Origin of the sequence: Paenibacillus tyrphae, from assembly GCF_024158745.1 — a bacterium.
Lineage (GTDB): Bacteria > Bacillota > Bacilli > Paenibacillales > NBRC-103111 > Paenibacillus_G > Paenibacillus_G tyrfis_A.
Genome location: NZ_JAMZAW010000013.1, coordinates 145,088 through 164,544, shown reverse-complemented (window position 1 = coordinate 164,544; position 19,457 = coordinate 145,088). Strand labels below are relative to the sequence as shown.

22 protein-coding genes are annotated in these 19,457 nt (G+C 49.9%); 17 read left to right on the top strand and 5 right to left on the bottom strand.

Features of this window, described 5'->3' with window-relative positions:
• Positions 1-67 precede the first annotated feature (67 nt).
• From NI000_RS20450 to NI000_RS20420, 8 genes are all read left to right on the top strand, one after another.
• The gene (locus NI000_RS20450; RefSeq protein WP_253413292.1) at positions 68-715 is read left to right on the top strand and encodes a pyridoxamine 5'-phosphate oxidase family protein; all 648 of its coding nucleotides are present in this window, start codon (positions 68-70) and stop codon (positions 713-715) included.
• Positions 716-785: 70 nt separating this feature from the next.
• A complete protein-coding gene (locus NI000_RS20445; protein ID WP_253413291.1) occupies positions 786-1,085 on the top strand; it encodes a hypothetical protein in 300 nt (99 codons plus the stop codon).
• 14 nt (positions 1,086-1,099) lie between these two features.
• Positions 1,100-1,414, top strand: coding sequence for a hypothetical protein (locus NI000_RS20440; RefSeq protein WP_253413290.1), 315 nt, complete (start codon positions 1,100-1,102; stop codon positions 1,412-1,414).
• Positions 1,415-1,561: 147 nt separating this feature from the next.
• Entirely contained in the window at positions 1,562-2,797 is a 1,236-nt protein-coding gene (locus NI000_RS20435) for a Kelch repeat-containing protein (protein ID WP_253413289.1), read from the top strand.
• A 441-nt stretch (positions 2,798-3,238) separates the two neighbouring features.
• Positions 3,239-3,451, top strand: coding sequence for a helix-turn-helix domain-containing protein (locus NI000_RS37165; RefSeq protein WP_375540988.1), 213 nt, complete (start codon positions 3,239-3,241; stop codon positions 3,449-3,451).
• Positions 3,441-3,791 (top strand): hypothetical protein, encoded by a 351-nt coding sequence (locus tag NI000_RS20430; RefSeq protein WP_253413288.1) that lies wholly within the window; start codon positions 3,441-3,443, stop codon positions 3,789-3,791. Before NI000_RS37165 ends, NI000_RS20430 begins: the two co-directional genes overlap by 11 nt.
• A 146-nt stretch (positions 3,792-3,937) precedes the next feature.
• Entirely contained in the window at positions 3,938-4,360 is a 423-nt protein-coding gene (locus NI000_RS20425; protein ID WP_253413287.1) for a hypothetical protein, read from the top strand.
• A gap of 59 nt (positions 4,361-4,419) precedes the next feature.
• On the top strand, positions 4,420-4,812 hold the full coding sequence (locus NI000_RS20420) for a hypothetical protein (RefSeq protein ID WP_253413286.1): 393 nt from the start codon (positions 4,420-4,422) through the stop codon (positions 4,810-4,812).
• Positions 4,813-4,925: 113 nt separating this feature from the next.
• Here the strand turns inward: NI000_RS20420 and NI000_RS20415 are convergent, their stop codons facing one another.
• Positions 4,926-5,153, bottom strand: a complete 228-nt coding sequence (locus NI000_RS20415) for a helix-turn-helix domain-containing protein (RefSeq protein ID WP_253413285.1) — start codon at positions 5,151-5,153, stop codon at positions 4,926-4,928.
• Positions 5,154-5,576: 423 nt separating this feature from the next.
• Between NI000_RS20415 and NI000_RS37160 the strand changes: the two genes are divergently transcribed.
• From NI000_RS37160 to NI000_RS20405, 4 genes are all read left to right on the top strand, one after another.
• Entirely contained in the window at positions 5,577-5,753 is a 177-nt protein-coding gene (locus NI000_RS37160) for a type II toxin-antitoxin system RelE/ParE family toxin (protein WP_375540987.1), read from the top strand.
• Entirely contained in the window at positions 5,698-5,889 is a 192-nt protein-coding gene (locus tag NI000_RS37155; protein WP_375540986.1) for a type II toxin-antitoxin system RelE/ParE family toxin, read from the top strand. The genes NI000_RS37160 and NI000_RS37155 overlap by 56 nt, the downstream gene beginning before the upstream one ends.
• 172 nt (positions 5,890-6,061) lie before the next feature.
• On the top strand, positions 6,062-6,979 hold the full coding sequence (locus NI000_RS20410) for a DUF4180 domain-containing protein (RefSeq protein WP_253413284.1): 918 nt from the start codon (positions 6,062-6,064) through the stop codon (positions 6,977-6,979).
• A gap of 550 nt (positions 6,980-7,529) precedes the next feature.
• The gene (locus NI000_RS20405; protein ID WP_253413283.1) at positions 7,530-7,874 is read left to right on the top strand and encodes a hypothetical protein; all 345 of its coding nucleotides are present in this window, start codon (positions 7,530-7,532) and stop codon (positions 7,872-7,874) included.
• A 103-nt stretch (positions 7,875-7,977) separates the two neighbouring features.
• Here NI000_RS20405 and NI000_RS20400 read toward each other — a convergent pair whose 3' ends face one another.
• The 3 genes from NI000_RS20400 to NI000_RS20390 form a co-directional block, all read right to left on the bottom strand.
• On the bottom strand, positions 7,978-9,354 hold the full coding sequence (locus NI000_RS20400) for a sensor histidine kinase (RefSeq protein WP_253413282.1): 1,377 nt from the start codon (positions 9,352-9,354) through the stop codon (positions 7,978-7,980).
• Positions 9,351-10,025, bottom strand: coding sequence for a response regulator transcription factor (locus tag NI000_RS20395; protein WP_253413281.1), 675 nt, complete (start codon positions 10,023-10,025; stop codon positions 9,351-9,353). The genes NI000_RS20400 and NI000_RS20395 overlap by 4 nt, the downstream gene beginning before the upstream one ends.
• A gap of 82 nt (positions 10,026-10,107) precedes the next feature.
• A complete protein-coding gene (locus NI000_RS20390) occupies positions 10,108-11,679 on the bottom strand; it encodes an MDR family MFS transporter (RefSeq protein WP_253413280.1) in 1,572 nt (523 codons plus the stop codon).
• A gap of 309 nt (positions 11,680-11,988) precedes the next feature.
• On the opposite strand from NI000_RS20390, the gene NI000_RS20385 reads away from it, so the two are divergent.
• A complete protein-coding gene (locus tag NI000_RS20385; protein WP_253413279.1) occupies positions 11,989-13,119 on the top strand; it encodes a hypothetical protein in 1,131 nt (376 codons plus the stop codon).
• Positions 13,120-13,206: 87 nt separating this feature from the next.
• Here NI000_RS20385 and NI000_RS20380 read toward each other — a convergent pair whose 3' ends face one another.
• Complete coding sequence (locus NI000_RS20380) at positions 13,207-13,542, bottom strand: hypothetical protein (RefSeq protein ID WP_253413278.1); 336 nt, start codon at positions 13,540-13,542, stop codon at positions 13,207-13,209.
• 227 nt (positions 13,543-13,769) lie between these two features.
• Here NI000_RS20380 and NI000_RS20375 point away from each other — a divergent pair, with 227 nt between their 5' ends.
• The 4 genes from NI000_RS20375 (at position 13,770) to iolB (ending at position 19,425) form a co-directional block, all read left to right on the top strand.
• Positions 13,770-15,452: a methyl-accepting chemotaxis protein gene (locus NI000_RS20375; protein ID WP_253413332.1), complete on the top strand. Its 1,683-nt coding sequence runs from the start codon at positions 13,770-13,772 to the stop codon at positions 15,450-15,452.
• A gap of 323 nt (positions 15,453-15,775) precedes the next feature.
• Positions 15,776-17,641, top strand: coding sequence for a 3D-(3,5/4)-trihydroxycyclohexane-1,2-dione acylhydrolase (decyclizing) (gene iolD, locus NI000_RS20370; protein ID WP_253413277.1), 1,866 nt, complete (start codon positions 15,776-15,778; stop codon positions 17,639-17,641).
• A 25-nt stretch (positions 17,642-17,666) separates the two neighbouring features.
• The gene (gene iolE / locus NI000_RS20365) at positions 17,667-18,587 is read left to right on the top strand and encodes a myo-inosose-2 dehydratase (RefSeq protein ID WP_253413276.1); all 921 of its coding nucleotides are present in this window, start codon (positions 17,667-17,669) and stop codon (positions 18,585-18,587) included.
• Between the two features lie 22 nt (positions 18,588-18,609).
• On the top strand, positions 18,610-19,425 hold the full coding sequence (gene iolB / locus NI000_RS20360; RefSeq protein WP_253413275.1) for a 5-deoxy-glucuronate isomerase: 816 nt from the start codon (positions 18,610-18,612) through the stop codon (positions 19,423-19,425).
• The last annotated feature ends 32 nt before the right edge of the window (positions 19,426-19,457 follow it).

Below are 19,457 nucleotides of genomic sequence, written 5' to 3'. Positions count from 1 at the left end.
AGGTTCGCCCTCGCTTGCCGGAACGTGTTAAAATGAACTTACATTTCTGGAAACGAGGGCGATCGGTATGGAGTATGTATTTCGGGAACGGATCACAACGGAAGAGCAGCTGGAAGCCTTGCTTCCGGTCTTGGGAGGAGCACCGAGCAAGCTGGTGATAGACAAAGTCATCCACGCGCTTGACGCTCACGGCAAAGCGTTTATCGCCAAAGCGCCGTTTGTCGCCGTCGCGACGGCTGACGCCGAGGGATATTGCGATGTCTCGCCGCGCGGCGATGCTCCGGGGTTCGTGCATGTGCTGGACGACCGGCATTTGTTCATCCCGGAGCGCCCCGGCAACCGCCGGATGGACACCATTCATAACATTATCGCCAATCCGCACATCGGTCTGATTTTCATCATCCCCGGCCTTGAAGAAACGTTCCGGGTCAACGGGAAAGCCTGTGTCACCCGCGACCCGGAGCTGCTGAAGCTGACCGCCGTTAACGGACGGGAGCCGCTGATCGGCATCGGCGTCGAGGTGGAGGAGTGCTACATGCACTGTGCCAAAGCGTTCAAGCGGTCCGGGCTGTGGAAGCCGGACTCCTGGCTGCCGGAGGGCGACCGGCCGTCCCCTGCGCAGATCCTCGCTGCCCATGTCAAGGGCAAGATAGAGCTTACAGCGGATCAAGTAGATCAAATGCTGCAGGAGAGCTACACGAAGCGGTTGTATTAATTTAGAGAATTGCGTGCATGAAAAGGCTGCCGGGAGAGCGGCCTTTTTGTGTGATAGGGGTAAGGGGTTCATGAAAACGTTCGGTAAAGACACGAAAAAGATAACGGTAAACGGTTGTTTGTTCCATTGTGTGATAAATCAATTTCCCCGTAATGAGGATGTCGGCTTTAGAGTATATTCTTCGAAAACTTCCTTTTTTGAAGTGCGGTTTTCGTGGAAAGGCAACTGGTACATCAACCTGCATCGGCCGCATACGTGCGTCAGCTTGATTCAATATGCCATTGAGCAGGGATGGGACTTTAGCCAAGAGAAGCAAACGATGAAAATCGAACAAGGCGATTTTCTTATCGATGAATTAGGTTTCAGGTGAGCGGAGGTGATCAGGTGACGTTAAGAAACAAAGGGTCCCGGAAAATCGTTGTAGGGAACGAGCCATACCGCTGGGTCATTTCCGCAGCTTCCAAAGGATATCTTGTACTCATAGCGGAACACGGGCAGGAAAAAGGGGGGAGACTTCAAGTATATATCGAATCGGACATTAATGATTATTGGGTGGAGTTTCCATATGTGGACAGCTTGAACTTGAAGATTGTAACGCCGAAGGACGTGGCGACGATTATTTCTCAAGCCATCGAACAAGGATGGAATCCAAAAGAGAAAGGACCGCCGATGGTTTTCGATTGGAGTGGAGATGTGTAAGAAGGCTCTCTTTATTTTTTATGGAGAGTTTTTTTATTTTGTTTTATATAAGAAGAATAATGAACCAGTTTAGGAAGAACATGTTTAGACAAATAATTATTTAATTTGTAATATTTATTATAAAATATAAATAATAGGAGAGATTTTGTGAATATTCGTAGCTTTAATGTAATGATCTTAGCAATGTTTATGTTGTTCTCTATCTTTGGCTTCCATAACATAGCAAAAGCCGCAACAACCAATGCGTGGATAGTCGAAGGTCAAATGCCAACACCAAAATACGGACAAGAGACGGTTGAGGTTAATGGCAAGATTTATGTGTTCGGTGGATATAAGGATGCCCCGTTAAATACGGTGGAAGAGTATGATCCAAAAACAAAAACTTGGACTCCAAAAGCTAATATGCCGACTGCAAGGAATGCTTTTGGCTTGGCAGTTGTTCAAGGTAAAGTTTATATTATTGGAGGTAGTATTGGGGAACCGTATGCACAATCTCATACTACGGCCATTAGTAAAGTGGAGGTTTTTGATCCCGTTACAAATAAGTGGGAAACAAAAACAAACATGCCTACCAGTCGCGCCTGGACAAATGCTGTTTCAGTTAACAATAAAATATACGTTTTTGGCGGAGTTAATAATTCTTCTTTAGAACTAAATACTGTGGAGATGTATGATCCAGCTACGGATAAATGGGTGACAAAAAGTAATATGTTATCAGGACTTCATGCTGTAGGATTAGCAGAATACAATGGGAAAATCTATATAATCGGAGGAGGAAATAATAACAGCGTTAAAAACACAACTCAAGAATATGATCCTCAAACGGATACATGGGTATTGAAGGCTGACATGCCTACCGCAAGGGATGCCCTGGAGACAATAACATATAAAGGAAAAATATATGCTATTGGTGGAATCACTAGTGGTTCTGCTGCTATTTCAACAAATGTAGTTCAAGTGTACGACCCCGGACAAAATAAATGGGAGACTATTGAAAGTCTAAATAATTCTAGGTACGGTTTCGGCGTTGTTCTTTTGAACGGTACAATATACGTTTTCGGCGGAGCTAATAATACAGGTTACGAAACATCCATCGAAAAATACAACATAACCACCCAAGAACCCGAATCACCACAAGGTGAACGAGCTATTCTTGTCGTTACCTTAGATACCGGTCTTGAGAAAGAATTTGACCTAAGTCTTTCGGAGGTTAGAAATTTTATTGATTGGTATGAGAAAAAAGCGGCAGGCATCGGTCCGGCATCTTATCCTATTGATAAGCACAAAAATAACATCGGACCATTTACAAATAGAAAAGACTATATGATTTTTGATAAAATACTAACCTATCAAGTAAACGAGTATTCTAATGTTCAACAATAACCAAAAGTTGAATAGTTGATGTGATCCGGGAGATGGAACTTTGAAAAAAGTGTCTGACTTCCGGATTTTCCATTGTGGCGAAAAGAGTCCCTGCCCCCTTACACGCAGAGAGGATGTATTTTTCTAATATCGTTTCTTTGTCAGACTGAACGTTATAAAATACCAAACAAGTTTACCTAAAGGGTGCTCTAAACCATTTGCTGTAGAACAATAGGAATTTATATGATAATTGTATTATATATAAAAAATTTCCTTAATGTACAGGAGTTTCATCTCATTAACGTTAGTCCAAACCCTAAGCGAGGCATTCGCTCAAATGAGAACCGAAGGAATCTAAAGATCTTAAAGTCTAAAACTCTACAACTCATACATTACTAATTACCATGTTAATGCTATAATTTTAGTAGCGTTCATTCTTGATGGAAGGAGATCCGGGTTTCAGTGGCATACTCCCGAGGGAGATGCTTGCTCCCGGACTGGCTGGGAAAATTGGGATTGTCCCAAGCCGAGTATTCCCGCCGTTCCGGTCGATCCAAACGAGTTATTTCCCATTTTTGCAACGATACACGCGTTATGCTGCCGGAAGATTTATATACCGCATCTAAGTTGTTGGGTTGCAAAATGGAAGATCTTTACGAATGGATTGAACATTGAGCAGGCTGCGGAAAATTCCGCACTCCTGCGCATAAATTGGGAACAAAATGTTCTCAATCATATCGTTCGGCCGACAGGCCTTAAACATGAGGAGGATGCTATGGTCGATGAACTGAACCGGTTGCTCGAAGATTTACACGATCTTCAAACTTACTGGAGTACCGAGTCGAAATTGCGGGAGGATGAAAGTGGAAAGATGTACGCAGACGGAATGAGTCATGGCTTCAAGTATGCAGCAATAGCTTTACATACGGTACTTCGGAAAAACTATGCTTTTGAGTCGAATGAAAGTGGGGGGGCCGATGATTGCGGAAATAAATCCGAAGATAACGAAGTATAAATTGTCAATCGTATTTTGGTGACTCGATATTATTTTTTTTCTAATAAATTACATTTAAATAAAAATTTGGTTATTTATGTTTAGACAACATGGCTTATTTTACATAAAATGGACTTGAGGCAAAACAAACTAGGAGGAATACATCAGTGAAAAAAATCTTATCTTTTGCCATGTTTTTTGCGTTTATTTTGGTTTTTATGATTCCAATCTCAGCTTCCGCAGCAACGGTATATACGGGTGGCCTGCTAGACGGAGTCAAAGGTTCACACCAGTCTGGAAGTACTTTCATTAACTATTATACTAAAATTACTGATAATGATGAAAAAACAAGTGATATATTGTATGGGCCTGGAGAAAGTAATGGTAACGCAGTAGTTTTTACATTAAATAATGCAAATATTGCTGGGATTCGACTAAAAGCAGATGGCGCCGTAACAGTCAGATTTTTGGATGCAAGTGATAAAGTAGTGTATACAAGCACTCCTCTTGCTAAAGATGGCTCTTATATTGCCAAAACCTTGACTGGTATTAATAAGATTCCACTGTTACTCTTACATGGAACTCTGTAGAAGGGGCTACAGGATATAATATAAAAAGATCCACAACACCAGGTGGTCCTTATACAACTGTGGCAAATAACGTTTATGGCTCGCCTTACATAGACACCACTGTTTCTAACGGAACTACTTATTATTATGTAGTAACTGCTATTGGTACAACTGGAGAAAGCAATAATTCTAATGAAGCATCCGCAACACCGGTAACACCGCCTCCTTCCGGAAGAGCCATTTTAGTCGTTACCCTTAATACTGGGCTTGAAAAAGAATTTGATCTCTCCATATCAGAAGTAAATGCCTTCATTGCATGGTATGAAGGAAAAGCGGCTGGAACCGGTCCGACTTCCTACGCAATTGATAAACACGATAACAATAAAGGGCCGTTTAAAAATAGGAAAGACTATATGATTTTTGATAAAATACTAACCTATCAAGTAAATGAGTATACTACTGTCCAACAATAACCAATTGAATAGCTAAGGAATAGTTACATTTGTGATCCGGAAGATGGAACCTTAAAAAAGTGCCTGACTTCCAGATGATTTTCCATGTATTGTTATGAAGAGTCCCTGCCCGCTTAATCCGCTGGCAAGGACTCTTTTCTTTCGCCTTCATGCTCAAATATCTCGCCGACACTAACATCCAAATATGAGCAGAGCTTGTCCAATGTCTCAAGGTCAATTCTTTTAGCCCGGCCGTGATAAAGTTCGGTCACTGTATTACGAGCCAGCCCCGTACCTTCCACGACGTCGGATATCTTCAGACGTTTACGCCCCATGATTTCGCTTAATTTATTGATGATCAAACCTTTCTCCCTCCCTTTGTCTTCATGATATCAAAGTTAATGAAAATGATCAAAAAATTGATTATTATACTTGACTTAATGAACCGATAAGTCGTCACTCGGAGAGCGCACTACGCACTAAAACGGGATTGACTTGGATACACAATAATAATGATACAATATAGTCAGATTAATGGTATGGGAAAGGGCGTGAAACGGTGCATATAAAGCCTTCTACGAGCATTCGTCAGGATTACAACGGGTTTTCGAAGTTTTGCCATGAGATTGATAAACCCGTTGTGCTAACACGCAATGGAGAAGCCGATTTGGTGGTTATGAGCCATGAAGCTTTCCGCCGTATGGAAGCCCGTATCAAATAAGTTGCCGAAGGTGCTGAACTACTGGATCATGATCAAGTCATGGCAAACCTGCGGAGGAAAGTGAATGCCTCCAAAGAGTAGAGTGAGATATATACCGGCAGCGGTAGATGATCTGGATGAAATTTTCTCGTATATAACCCAAGATAACTGGCAGAACGCCGAAAAGATGCTGGAAAAGTTGAACCGTGAAATCGGGGGACTTGCTGATTTTTCCCATATGGGATCTATTGTCAGAGGATGACTATACGTTAATACAGCGCGGGTATCGTTTTATTGTCGTTTCGCCATATCTGGTTTTCTACAGAATTATAAATAACGAAGTGATCATCTATCGGATTTTGCACAGCCGAAGAGACTATTTGCGGGAACTATTTTAAGGAAACGGCTGGTCCAAGACAACAAACGAATACAGATATGTTCCGGAAGCCCTCTAAATGAAGGGCTTTTTGTTATGCCTGATGCCGTAGAGTTTCATGCCACACCGAATATTGAAATATCAAGCATCATATGTTATTGTTAACATATGATATCGATCAAGGAGAAACTGCCATGTCCATTACGCACGCCATTCTGGGAATTTTAAGCTGGAAATCTGTCACAGGCTACGATTTGAAAAAAATCATCCAAGAATCCCCCTTTATGTACTGGTCGGCCAACAACAATCAGATCTACAAATCGCTGGTTCAGCTGCTGGACGAAGGTTTCGTGACCTGCGAAATCCAGCATCAGGAAAGCTTGCCCTCGAAGAAGATTTATACGATCACGGAAGAAGGGCTGTCCGAGCTGAAGGATTGGGTGGTTTCCACGCCCGAGCCTCCCGACTTGAAGAACTCGTTTTTGATTCAGCTTGCATGGGCGGACCAGCTCAGCGCAGCCGAATTGAACGCCCTGTTCACAAAATATGAAGAGGAAGTCCGGACGCAGATCTTATTGCAGCAGGAACAAAAGCTCAGAGGCCCGTTTTCTCCCGGCAGAACCGCCAGGGAAATCTACTTATGGGATATGATCTACGACAATTTAATCGATTTCTACAAGCGCGAATGGGAATGGATTCAAAAGCTGCGCAGCGAATTGCGTGTTCCCATGGAGAAGGAGGAAAATCAAATGAAAGTTCAAGTTATCGAAAGAGGTACGAAAAAATACGTGGAATGCGCTTCTACCGAAACGGCGCTGCGCACAGGACAAGATGCATTGGATCTTATCGCGGCATGCTTTGAAAATGACACCAATCTATTAGTGCTTCACGCGGAGACGCTTTCCGACGACTTCTTCAACCTTAGAACGGGTCTGGCAGGAGAGATGCTGCAAAAATTCATGAACTATCGTGTGAAAGCAGCCCTTATTCTAACAAACGAACAGGTTGTGAAAGGGAGATTTAAAGAGCTGCTGTCCGAAGCCAACAAAGGAAATGATTTCAGGGTATTCGGCAGTACCGGGGAAGCGGAAGAGTGGCTTTTAAGCTTTTGACGAAATGGAGCCCTTGTGATAGCCGGCGGCGACAAGACCGCTCGGCCCAAAGGGCAGCGCTTATGCCGATTGGCACTGCGATGTTTTCCAAGCCTTGAATATCCGCCAAGCGAGCATGATCGGCATCTCATTGGGGGTGTGGCTGGCGGTCCAATTCAGCGTAACTTTCCGGACAAGGTGGATAAGCTAGCGCTGCTTTGTCCTTCCGGCATCGGCCCGCAGAAAGTTTCTTTTCACCGCTGCCTTTCATATGATGCTAGGGGAGTGGGGAAAGGATAAATTGTATCATAAAGTCAACGGAAGCCGGTACGGCCAAGCGTCTGGCTAGCCTGCTGCCGCATGCCCAAATTCACATTCTCCCGGACGCCGGGCATACCCTTACCCATCTTGCCGGTCACATCATTCCTTTTTTGAAATCGGATGAACCTTAACACAGGAATGGCAAACTATTAATTTACACAAAAATTATTTAGAACCATATATTTACTGTTAAGAGATTGTATGCTACATTCATAGTGAAAGCCAAAAACGATGGAAAGGATGATTTTAAGTGAAGCGAAGAGCACTTCTCATTCTTTTTCTCTGTATGGCCATGCTAGCCGTTATTCCATTAGCTACTGCCTCTGCCGCCTATTCATCACAGATCACGGGACAAGGAGAACTTATTGTTTCCGGTTCATTTACGGCAGGGATTCCGAATGAAGGTGTCTCGGCAGAATGCGATGTCTATGTTGTGAACCAGAACGGGCAAACGGTATATTCACAAAACTTTATCGGATGGGGCGGCGCGGGAAGTATTCATGCGTCCGTACCTAACTTGCCAAGCGGCACGTATACCGTATCCCTGGCAGGACCTCGTTTGTCGGTTACCAATCTCCAGATTTATTTCAAATAGCGGACTTCCGCGAGCTTTTGCGGATCTTAGGATATTGCTGTCATTGGAAGGGGACTTTTGCTTACGAAAAGCAGAAGTCTCCTTTGTTTTTTTGCAGACCCGGCTAGAGTGGTAGCGAGACGGTGAAGGTCGCGCCTTTGCCTGGCTGGCTGTGTACGGTTATCGTGCCTTGATGCATATCGACGATCTTTTTGACGATGGATAATCCGAGTCCGCTGCCACTGCTCAAGCGGCTGCGTGATTTATCGGCTTTGAAAAACCGGTCGAAGACGAAAGGAAGATCCTCCTCGGCGATGCCGCAGCCGTTGTCCCGGACGGTAACTACGGCGCGTCCATCCAACTGCTGCAGCCGGATGGCAATCACGCCGTCTTCCGGGGCAAATTTAATGCCGTTGTTCAGCAAGTTGAGCCACACCTGGCTCATGGTGTCTTCGTCGGCTGTTACGGTGACGTGGTCCAATTCGACGTCCATCTCCAGATTTTTCGCGACCCACTGCGGCTCGCAGGCGAGAACGATCTTCCGCAGCTGATTGTCCAGCCGGTAGCGCTTCGGTTCGAACGGATGATGGTCGGATTCGAGCGACGTCAGCTTGAGCAAGTTATCGCTCAGCTTGGATAGCCGCCTACTTTCCGTCTCGATAATCCCCAGTATTTCTATCCGCTCTTCCTTACTGACCTTATCGTTCTGAAGCTCGCGCGAGAAACCGCTGATCGACGTCAGCGGCGACTGGATTTCGTGAGAGACGTTGGCGATAAATTCCTGCCGCATCCGCTCCATCTGACCGAGCTCGCCGGCCATCCGGTTAATGCTGGACGCCAGCGGCTCGTACGGACCGATTCGTTTCGGGTCCGCGTCCAGCTTGATATTGAAATCCCCTTTGGCCATCCGGTTCAGAGTGCCGACCATGAGGCGGAAAAATTCACTGCGGGACTTCCGGCCGAAGCGGATAAAGGCGAGCAAAGCCGCCATTTGCAGCAGACCGCCGACGAGCAGCGCGAAGAGCTGCCAGCTGTAATGACGGAGCGGCGAAGGCGTTTCGGTGCGGATGAACAAGGCTGCCTCCTGTCCATTCACCACAAACAATTGCCCCGTCGTCGCTTCGCCGGGACCGAACAGGCCCGACCGTTCGAACGAACGGAGCGTACCGCCGTTGAGCACGTTTGACGCAACCTCCCAGCCGACCTCTCTGGAGAACGGCTCTGCCTGCTCGCCGAAGGCCAAATGCCGCCCGTCCGCCTCCACCAGCACGACGCGCGCCGGAAGAAGCAGAGCGAGCTGGCGCAGCACATCGTCCGCCCGAGCCGGGTCCTTCGCCATAAGCGCCATGGTCGCTGCGCCGCTATCGAGCATTCGTTCCCAGGTATGCCGCTTGGCATAGCTGCTCTCCAGCCCCGACGCGACCGCAAAGCCGATGCTCCAGAAAAATACGACGGAGAGCGCGAATGCGGCGACCCGCCACGCTTTCGGCCAGAGCATCATGACAGCACCTCCAGCCGATAGCCGAGCCCGCGGAGCGTACGGATGCGGAATCCGCAGCGCTCCGGGGGAAAACGATCCCGCAGCCGGTTCACATGCACGTCGACCGTCCGTTCGTTGCCTTCGAAATTGCAGCCCCAGATGAGCTCGATGAGCTGCTCCCGCGAGAACGTCTGTCCCGGATAGCTCGCCAGCCGGAACAACAGCTCGAACTCCTTGAGCGGCAAGGTCTGCCCGATGCCGTCCTCTGTCACTTCATACGCTTTTTGGTTCAACTGCACCCGTCCGACCTGCACGATCTGGGAAGCGGCGATCCGGTACCGCTTGAGCAGCGCCTTCACCCGGGCGACGAGCTCGCGGGACTCAAACGGCTTGACGAGATAGTCGTCGATGCCGAGGTCGAAGCCCTTCACTTTTTGCTCCGTATCGCCCAAAGCGGTAAGCATGAGCAGGGGAAGGTCGTAATGCTCCCGCAGCTCGCGGCACAGCTCCCAGCCGTCCATCCCCGGCATCATGATGTCCAGAATGACCAGGTCCGCTTTTGCCGCTTCGAGCGTTCGCATCGCTTTGGCGCCGTCGGCGGCTTCGAGCACCTCGAAGCCTTCGCCCCGCATGATCATCTTGACCAGCCTGCGGATATGCGGATCGTCGTCCACGACGAGAATTTTAGCCATGGGAACGGCAGCCTCCTTTTGAATCTTGCCTCTATTATACAGCAGATGCGGCGACGGGCTGCACGGTTTCGTTCAAGCGCGCTTACGTTTGTTTCGCGTCGGCGGCTGTCGGGGCTGCGGGGGGAGCCGCCGGTTGGATCATTCTCGCATTGCCCATCAAGAGCGCGGCAACGAGCCCGATGGCTGCGATGACCGTTCCTGCAAGGAAAACGCCGTCGATCGCATGGGTGAACACGTTCTGCAGCTCGGCGAGCAGATCGGCCGGAAGCAGCGTGCGGACTGCCGGATCGAGCAGCGCCTGCGGATTGGCGAACTTGTCGAGCTTATCCGCAGGGAGGGAGGCGAAACGCTCGCCCAAGCCCGACATGCCGGAAGTCATCCGGTCGGTAATCAGGACGCCCAAGACGCTGACTCCGATCGTTCCGCCGATCGACCGGAAAAACTGCACCAGCGACGTGGCGGTACCGCGCCGTTCTCTGCCGATCGCACCGATGACCGAAGTGTTGAGCGTCGGGATAATCAAGCCGATCCCGAGTCCGGCGACGATCATATAGACGATGACCTGCAGCTTCGTGGTGTCCGCATCCATCGTGGCGAACAGGCTGAAGCCGAGTCCCATCAATACCATGCCGAGCACGTTGAACGTGCGGTAAGCGAATCGGTGCATCAGACGTCCGCCGAGCGTCACGGCAGCGGCGATCGCCAGCATCAACGGAGTCAAAATATAGCCGGCGAGTAAAGGGCTTACCCCGATGACGCCCTGGACGTACAGCGGAATATAGGTCACCGCGCCGAACATGCCCGCACTCATCAGGAAAGCGACGATAGAGGTGACGGAAATGACGCGATTGCGAAAAAGCGGCAAAGGGATGATCGGTTCTTTCGCTTTCGTTTCGATCCACAGGAACAAAACGAGCAGTACGACCCCGAGCACGAACAGGCCTACTACCTGCGGCGAGCTCCAGGAATTGTGCTGCCCGGAGCCGAGGCCGGATTCCCCTCCGCCCAAGACGAGAGCAAGCAGGAGTGCGACGACCGACCCGCACATCGTTAGCGCACCGAACCAGTCGATGGACGGCTTGCCGTGGTTTTTGGTTTCCTGCAAAGCCGGAATGAGAATGAGGATCGCGGCAAGGCCGATGGGGAGGTTAATATAAAACACCCACTGCCAGCTCAAATATTCCACGAACATTCCGCCGATGGCAGGGCCGATGACGCTGGCCAGCGTCATGACGCCCGCGAACATTCCCTGCATTCTGCCCCGCTTCTCCAGCGGCACAAGATCGCCGATGATCGTCACAGCGAGCGGCATCAGCGCCCCGGCCCCAAGGCCTTGTAATCCGCGGAAAACGATCAATTCCATCATGCCCCCCGATAAGCTGCAGAGCACCGAGCCTAGCATGAACAGCGTCATACCGGCGATATAGAGCTTTTTTCTGCCGTACAAGTCGGCAAGCTTGCCGTAAATGGGCATGCTGGCGGTCGACGTCAGCATGTAGATCGAGAAGATCCAGCTGTACAAAGACAGCCCGCCTAATTCTTGCACAACGCTAGGCATCGCCGTCGCCATAATCGTCTGGTCGAGAGCGCTGATCAGCATGCCAAGCAGCAGGCCGACGATGACCAGAGTCACATTCGTTTTTTCGTTCGTCATGGTGATTTCTCCTTTAGCTTCAGTTCAGTTTGTCGAGGCTTGCTGCTTAGCATAAGGGAGGTTTTTAAACCGAAAATAAACGGAATGTAAAGGATGAAATCCACGGGCGGGGGAAAGGAAGAGGCGTAGCGATTCAGCTGCGGAAAGTGATGATTTAGTTATGGAAAGTATCCAAATTACTAATATAATGAATTTTATTCTATATTGATACATTTAATATAAATTTAGGGGATATATGTTTGGACGTTTTTTACTATTAAGTTATACAATACCTTTTGTCCACAAAAATCATAATATCAGGAGGATCATATGACTAGTAATTTGAAAAAAGAAATGAAATTACTTCCTGTGTCATTTTTATTAGCGTTGTTCTTATCAGTTTGTGGCTTGTCTTCTAGTGGTTATGCACAGGAAGTTTACACTGAAAATGTTATCAAACCGATGACAAGCAATAATTCACCTTCACCCCAAGTAGCCGGTTCATCAAGCTTTTTTGCTGAGAATCAGTATATGTCTTTTAAAGTCTTTAATGGCATAAAAAACGGTGGACAAGCTGACGCATGGGTTGTAAAACCCGGTGTAATAACAGGCTGGGTAAGTCTTGACTTTGGTGCAGACAATCTAAAAACAATTGCGAAATATACAATTACAAGTTACGACTATCCAGACCCTAACAATTATGCGCCAAAAAGTTGGACTTTTGAAGGTAGTTCCAATGGGCAAGATTGGGTTGTTCTTGATAAAAGAGAAGAACAAGTTAATTGGAAAAGAGCAGAAACCAGAGAATACACTTTTTCCAATAATACGGCTTATAGACATTATAGAGTAAATATTTCTTCAATAAACGGTACAATCCAATCTCGGGTTGCTATTGCTGAAGTAGAAATGATGGAGCTTGCTAATCGTTCTTCAATTGATGCACCAACAAATTTGGTAGCAGTTGGAGGAGACTCGAAAGTTGCTCTTTCGTGGACAGCAGTTTCAGGGGCAACCAATTACAACATTAAAAGATCAACGACTCCAGGAGGACCCTATACTACTGTTGCTAGTAATGTATACGGTATAACCTATACAGATGCTGCAGTTACCAATGGAACTACTTACTACTACGTTGTTACGGCAGTCAATGGCCCAGTAGAAAGTGCAAATTCTAACGAAGCTTCTGCAACACCGCAAGCACCAGTAACGCCTCCATCCGGAAGAGCAATTTTAGTCGTTACATTAGATACTGGCCTTGAAAAAGAGTTCGACCTGTCTATAACAGAAGTAAATGCATTCATCGCCTGGTACGAAGGAAAGGCTGCTGGAACCGGTCCGGCCTCCTATGCGATCGATAAACATGATAATAATAAAGGACCTTTCAAAAGCAGAAAAGATTATGTCATCTTCAATAAGATTGTTGCTTATGAAGTGAATGAATACACACCTGCATCTAAATAACATAAAAAATCCTCGCTGGAATTGGCGGGGATTTTTTATACAATAATAAGTCGTTAAAATACGGGCGCCAGCCGATGGAATGCAAGGTTACCCGTTCAACTGATACAGCGAAGCCATACAGTCGACGAACATTTTGTTGTACTCTTCGCGGGACAAGTCTTTACTGCAGTAAATATCCCGGCCCAAGTATTGGTACCAGGTAATTTCCGTCCAGTCCTTTTTGTAAATAAAATTAGGGATACGCACGTCGGAGATGTCGCCGTCATTCGCATGGCGGATCAAAAACGTCTCGTTCTCAAACGAGGGCACCTTCTCGTAGTCCAGTTCCATGCCTTGCTGCTCGGCGACAAGGTTCAGCAGAACGATCAGCATTTTGTACGGATCGCGGAACATTTCGAATTGAGCCGGTTCATTCGTCGTCATAACAGGTCGCTCCTTCTTCAAGTGGGAATGTTCAGATCGCAATAAGACTTGCACAAAAGCATTGAAAAGTGCGGAGGAATCCGTTATTTTAAAATTAATAAAGCGCTTAACCACTTAGTAAGCTTAATTATATCCAGTTGGCTTCAGAAAAGCAACGAAAAAACGGTAAACGCTTTCAAAAAAAGAAGTTCCAGTACAACGACAAAATGGGGGTCATCCGGGTGAGAATGAGCATCGGTAAAAAGTTGGCCGGCGGTTTTTTGGCTTTGGCGGTCATTTCCGGCATTTCCAGCACTTTGTTTTACAGCTCGCTGCAGCAAATGAACCGGTCGTACGCCGACTTGATCGAAAGGCAGGGGGAACTGAAGACGATCGCGGGCCAGATCAAGTTTCATACGGCCGTGCAGAACGGCAGCCTGAATACGTATCTTCTAACGCAGGATTCCGCTTACATCGCAGAGCTGAACCAGACGAACGAACTGATTGAGAAGCTGCTGACGCAATCCAAGGCGCTGCTTGCGGATTCGGGCGAGGAAGAGAAGCTCGGTTATATCATGGAGCTGAACCGGCAGTATCGCACGAAAGCGGAACAGATCTTCGGGCTGGCCGGCAAGGATGCCGAAAATGCGCGCCAGGAAGCGAGAACCGGAATTGTTCCGTTGGGGGCGGTCATTACGAAATTTGCGCAGGATTTGTCCGACCGGCAGGACCGGACTATGGCCGCAGAGATGGAAGCGAATCGGAGTCTCGTCGACAACATAACGATGTTCACCTTATGGGTAAGTCTGGGAAGCTTTGCTTTGGCCGTCGTCATCGGCTTTGCTTTTGCGCGATACTTGTCAAGACCGCTCGTAGCCCTCAGCAAGGCGGCCAATTTGATCGCCGAAGGAAATCTCGGCGTCAAGGACGTGCGTGTCCGGCGGCAGGATGAAATCGGGGATTTGGCCAATTCCTTTCACCGAATGTCCGAAAGCTTGCGCCGGCTGGTCCGGCAAATCGACGACAGCTCGGGCCAGGTCGTAGGAATTTCCCGGGAGCTGCGGTCGAGCTCGGAACAAACGGGGACTGCCGCCGAGCATATTACGGAAATTATGCAGCAGCTTGCGGACGGCTCGGAGAAGCAGGTGCAATCCGTGGAGCGAAGCAGGCAGTCGATCGGCGACATGCTGGAAGGGATTCGGCGCATTGCCGATAACGGCAGTCAGGCCGGTTCGTTGTCCGGGCTTGCGTTGGACAAGGCATCGGCCGGCGACAAGGAGATCGGGATCGTTATCCGTCAGATGGATTCGATCCAGGCGACGATGAACAATTTGGATCAGGTCATTGGGAAAATGAGCCGGCGTTCCGCCGAAATCGGACAGTTGAACAAAGTGATATCGGATATCGCCACCCAGACCAATTTACTGGCATTGAATGCGGCCGTTGAAGCGGCGAGAGCAGGCGCGCATGGGCTGGGTTTTGCGGTCGTTGCGGCGGAAGTCCGCAAGCTGGCCGAACAGACCGGGCAGTCCGCCAAACAAGTCGCGGCGCTGGTGCATAATATTCAAGCGGAGACGGAGCGCGTGGTCGGCTCGGTTGCTGCGGCGTCGCAGGAGGTGGCGGACGGAATCCGGGTGGCCGGCGCTGCGGGGCGCATATTCGAGGGGATCAAGCAGTTGGTCGACGAGGCGACGCAGCAGGTGGAAGCCGTATCCGTCGATGCCAGCCGGTTGTCTGCCGGGGCTGTCGAGATCGTCCGATCGATGGAATCGATCGCCTCCTTATCCGAGACGATGGCGGCAGGGACCCAGCATGTGTCGGCGGCGACCGAGCAGCAATTGGCTTCGGTGCAGGAATTGTCGGCGAATACCTCGGTATTGACGACGATGGCCGAAGAGCTTCAGGGGACGGTACAAAGGTTCAAATTATAGGGACTTTCGTCACACATTTTAAATTGATTATTGCAAACGCAGGAAAGCTTGAGTTATAATGATCACACATGAAAGGTAAAGCGCTTACTCTAAATTCAAAATGAACAGTCTTGGTTTTAAGCGGTCTGCTCGAAGCTTTTAGTTGAAATGTAAGCGGTTTTATTATCTAAACGGTCATAGGAAGACAATGTAAATCCTAAATTCGCTGGATAAAGGAAGTTATTCGCAAAAGGCAACAGTAAAATGAAAACGTTTTTTTGCGAAGTGAAGCTCTTTATTCATGAATAATGGGTAAGCGCATACTCATAAAAGGGAGGCCCTGTATGAAAACGATTCGTTTAACGATGGCGCAGGCACTGCTGAAATTTTTGGATAACCAATACATCCAGATCGACGGGGAAGAACGTAAATTCGTCAAAGGCATCATGGGGATTTTCGGGCACGGGAACGTCACGGGTCTCGGCGAGGCGCTAGAGCAGGACAAAGGCGCGCTCCAGTTCATTCAAGGCAAAAACGAGCAGGGCATGGCGCATGCGGCGATGGCTTACGCGAAGCAGAAAAACCGGCTTGAAATATTCGCGTGCACCTCTTCCATCGGTCCGGGCGCCTTGAACATGGTGACGGCGGCGGGGACCGCGACGGTGAACCGCATTCCGGTGCTGTTCCTGCCCGGAGACATTTTCGCTTGCCGACAGCCGGACCCTGTGCTTCAGCAAATTGAAGATCCGACGGATTACACGATTTCGGCCAACGACGCATTCAAGCCGGTCAGTAAATATTGGGACCGCATCTCCCGTCCCGAGCAGTTGATCACGGCGGCCTTGAACGCGATGCGCGTACTGACCGATCCCGTCGATACGGGCGCGGTGACGCTGTCGCTTCCACAGGACGTGCAGTGCGAGGCGTACGATTACCCGGCCGAATTTTTCGCGAAACGGGTCCATTACATCGAGCGGCGCACCTTGTCGCAGGGCGCATTGGACCGGGCGGTTCAAGCCATTCGCGGCAAGAAAAGACCGCTGATCATCGCCGGAGGCGGCGTTCACTACTCGCTCGCGGTGAAGGAACTGATCGCCTTCGCGGAAACGTTCCAGATTCCGGTCACGGAGACGCAAGCCGGCAAGAGCGCGATGCCTTGGAATCACCCGCTGTATATGGGCGCCATCGGCGTAACCGGATCGCTTGCCGCGAACCGGCTGGCGAAGGAAGCCGATCTGATCATTTCCGTGGGAACGCGTCTGGCCGACTTTCCGACCGCATCCAAGAGCGCGTTCCAGCATCCGGACGTATCGTTCCTGAACATTAACGTCAGCTCCTTCGACGCGATGAAGCTGAACGCGCTCATGGTCATCGCCGATGCGAAGGAAGCGCTTACCGCCTTGCAGGTTGCCTTGGGGCAGGCCGGTTACGAAAGCGCCTACCTGGCTGACGAGCTGAAGGCGGAGAAGCAGGCTTGGGACCAAGAGGTCGACCGCTTGTACTCCATGGATCTGCCGGACGGTCTGTCGCAGACGAGAGTCATCGGCGAGATCAATGCGTCGCTCGATCCAAGCGACGTGATCGTATGCGCGGCGGGCAGCTTGCCCGGCGACCTTCACCGGCTGTGGAGATGCGACCATCCGAATACGTACCATATGGAATACGGCTTTTCTTGCATGGGCTACGAGGTGTCGGGGGCGCTTGGCGCGAAGCTGGCCGATCCCGGGCGCGAGGTTCATGCGTTCGTCGGCGACGGCAGCTTCCTGATGCTCCATTCCGAGCTGCTGACCAGCATCCAGGAAGGGCGGAAAATCAACGTGCTGCTCCTGGATAACCACGGCTATCAGTGCATTCATAACCTCCAGCGCGGACACGGCAGCCAAGGCTTCGGCAATGAATTCCGTTACCGCTCCGCCGATACGAACAGGCTGACAGGCGACTATGTGCCGGTCGACTTCTCGCTCTATGCACGGGCTCTTGGCGTTAAGACGTACACGGTGCGTACGATTGACGAGCTGAAGGAAGCTTTGAAGAGCGCGAAGGAGCAGACCGTCTCCACCTTGATCGAAATCAAGGTGCTCCCGGGCACGAACACGGACGGTTATGAATCGTGGTGGCGCGTCGGCGTGGCGGAAGTATCGGAGAGCGGGAAGGTGCATCAAGCCTACGATACGATGCGGCAAAAGCTCGAAGTCGTGAAGGAAATTTAATTTTCATTAAAGAAGGGGCCTGCATATGAACATCGATCGCTTGAAGCTGGGAATTTCCCCGATTAACTGGGTGAATGAAGATGTGCTGGAGTTAGGGGATCACTATACGTTTGAAGATCTGTTGACCGATTTCTCGGCTCTCGGCTTCGCCGCTACGGAGAATTGCCGTAAATTCCCGAAAGATCCAGACGTGCTGCGGGAAGCTTTGGCGGAGAATGGAATCCTGCTCACTTCGCAGTGGAAAGGCGTGCTTTTTTCGGACCCGAGCTATCGGGAAGCGGAGCTGGAGGCTTACCGCAAGCATGTGCAATTTCTACAAAAAATGGGCAGCAAGCATGTCGTCACGTGTGAGCTCGGCGGATCGATCATCGGCGACCCGAGGCGGTCTCCTGCGGACCGGAACGTGATTCCTTTTACCGACGAGGAATGGAATCATATGGTGGACGGCTTGCATCAAGCCGGTGAAATTTGCCGCGAGCATGACATGAAGCTGGTGTACCATTACCACATCGGCACGAATGTCGAACGCCCGGAGGAAATCGACCGTTTGATGGCTACGACCGACCCGGAGCTGGTTCATATGCTGTACGATACGGGCCACGCTTACTACGGCGGAGCCGACCCGCTTGCGCTGCTGCAGCGGTACGCCGACCGGATCGCGTATGTGCATTTGAAAGATGTGCGTCAGGACGTGCTAGACCGGGTAAGGCGGGACAAAATACCGTTCCAGTCGGCGGTGATCCAAGGCGTCTACACGGTGCCGGGGGACGGCTGCATCGATTTTGCGCCGATTTTCCGGGAGTTGTTCGCCCGCGGGTACGATGGCTGGATGATCATCGAAGCGGAGCAGGACCCGTCCGTGGCCAATCCGGTCGAATACGCGCGGAAGTCGAAAGAATACATTGCTGCCATCGTCAGCGATTTAACGACCAATATATCCGGATAACGAGAAAGGGGAATGGTTTCAGATGGCGGACCTTATTGTGCCGAGCCGTAAGACGGCGGACGAGCAAGGGAACGTACTCACGATTACGCCGGAATCGGCGGGCTGGACGTATGTCGGCTTCGAAGTGTACCGGCTGAGCCCGGGACAGCGCATGAAGAAGGAAACGGGCGATCAAGAGGTGTGCCTCGTGCTGCTGTCGGGCAAGGCGAATGTGGCGACCTCCGAGCTTAAGCTGGACAATATCGGGCAGCGCATGAGTGTCTTTGAACAAATCCCTCCGTACAGCGTCTATGTCCCGAATGGCGACTTCTTCGAAGTGACGGCGACGACGGAGCTGGAGCTGGCCGTATGTGCGGCGCCGGGCTACGGAAGTCATCCGGCGAGACTGATCGCTCCCGATCAGGTCGGAGTGGAAACGAGAGGCTATGGGAATATTGAGCGGCATATCCATAACATTTTGCCGGAGCAGTCGCCTGCGGACAGCTTGTTGGTGGTCGAGGTATTTACGCCGAACGGGCATTGGTCCAGCTACCCGCCGCATAAGCATGATCAGGACAATTTACCGGACGAATCGTACCTGGAAGAAACGTATTACCATAAAATCAACCCGGCTGAAGGCTTTGCCGTGCAAAGGGTGTACACACTCGACGGCGAGCTGGATGAAACGATGATCGTGAAAAATGGGGACGCCGTGCTGGTGCCTAAAGGCTTCCATCCCGTTTCCGCGCCGCCGGGATATGATGTTTACTATTTGAACGTGATGGCGGGTCCAGTGCGCACCTGGCGCTTTTATAACGATCCGGATCACGAATGGCTGATGTCGAACGCCAAAAAATAATTTTTCCAATCGCATTAGATGGAGGTGCGCCG

Excerpts from the sequence above, each read along its gene's own strand:
- NI000_RS20450 (WP_253413292.1), top strand. The coding sequence starts at position 68 with ATGGAGTATGTATTTCGGGAACGGATCACAACGGAAGAGCAGCTGGAA.
- NI000_RS20445 (WP_253413291.1), top strand. The coding sequence starts at position 786 with ATGAAAACGTTCGGTAAAGACACGAAAAAGATAACGGTAAACGGTTGT.
- NI000_RS37160 (WP_375540987.1), top strand. The coding sequence starts at position 5,577 with ATGCCTCCAAAGAGTAGAGTGAGATATATACCGGCAGCGGTAGATGAT.
- NI000_RS20410 (WP_253413284.1), top strand. The coding sequence starts at position 6,062 with ATGTCCATTACGCACGCCATTCTGGGAATTTTAAGCTGGAAATCTGTC.
- NI000_RS20400 (WP_253413282.1), bottom strand. The coding sequence starts at position 9,354 with ATGATGCTCTGGCCGAAAGCGTGGCGGGTCGCCGCATTCGCGCTCTCC.
- NI000_RS20395 (WP_253413281.1), bottom strand. The coding sequence starts at position 10,025 with ATGGCTAAAATTCTCGTCGTGGACGACGATCCGCATATCCGCAGGCTG.
- NI000_RS20390 (WP_253413280.1), bottom strand. The coding sequence starts at position 11,679 with ATGACGAACGAAAAAACGAATGTGACTCTGGTCATCGTCGGCCTGCTG.
- NI000_RS20385 (WP_253413279.1), top strand. The coding sequence starts at position 11,989 with ATGACTAGTAATTTGAAAAAAGAAATGAAATTACTTCCTGTGTCATTT.
- NI000_RS20380 (WP_253413278.1), bottom strand. The coding sequence starts at position 13,542 with ATGACGACGAATGAACCGGCTCAATTCGAAATGTTCCGCGATCCGTAC.
- NI000_RS20375 (WP_253413332.1), top strand. The coding sequence starts at position 13,770 with ATGAGCATCGGTAAAAAGTTGGCCGGCGGTTTTTTGGCTTTGGCGGTC.
- iolD (WP_253413277.1), top strand. The coding sequence starts at position 15,776 with ATGAAAACGATTCGTTTAACGATGGCGCAGGCACTGCTGAAATTTTTG.
- iolE (WP_253413276.1), top strand. The coding sequence starts at position 17,667 with ATGAACATCGATCGCTTGAAGCTGGGAATTTCCCCGATTAACTGGGTG.
- iolB (WP_253413275.1), top strand. The coding sequence starts at position 18,610 with ATGGCGGACCTTATTGTGCCGAGCCGTAAGACGGCGGACGAGCAAGGG.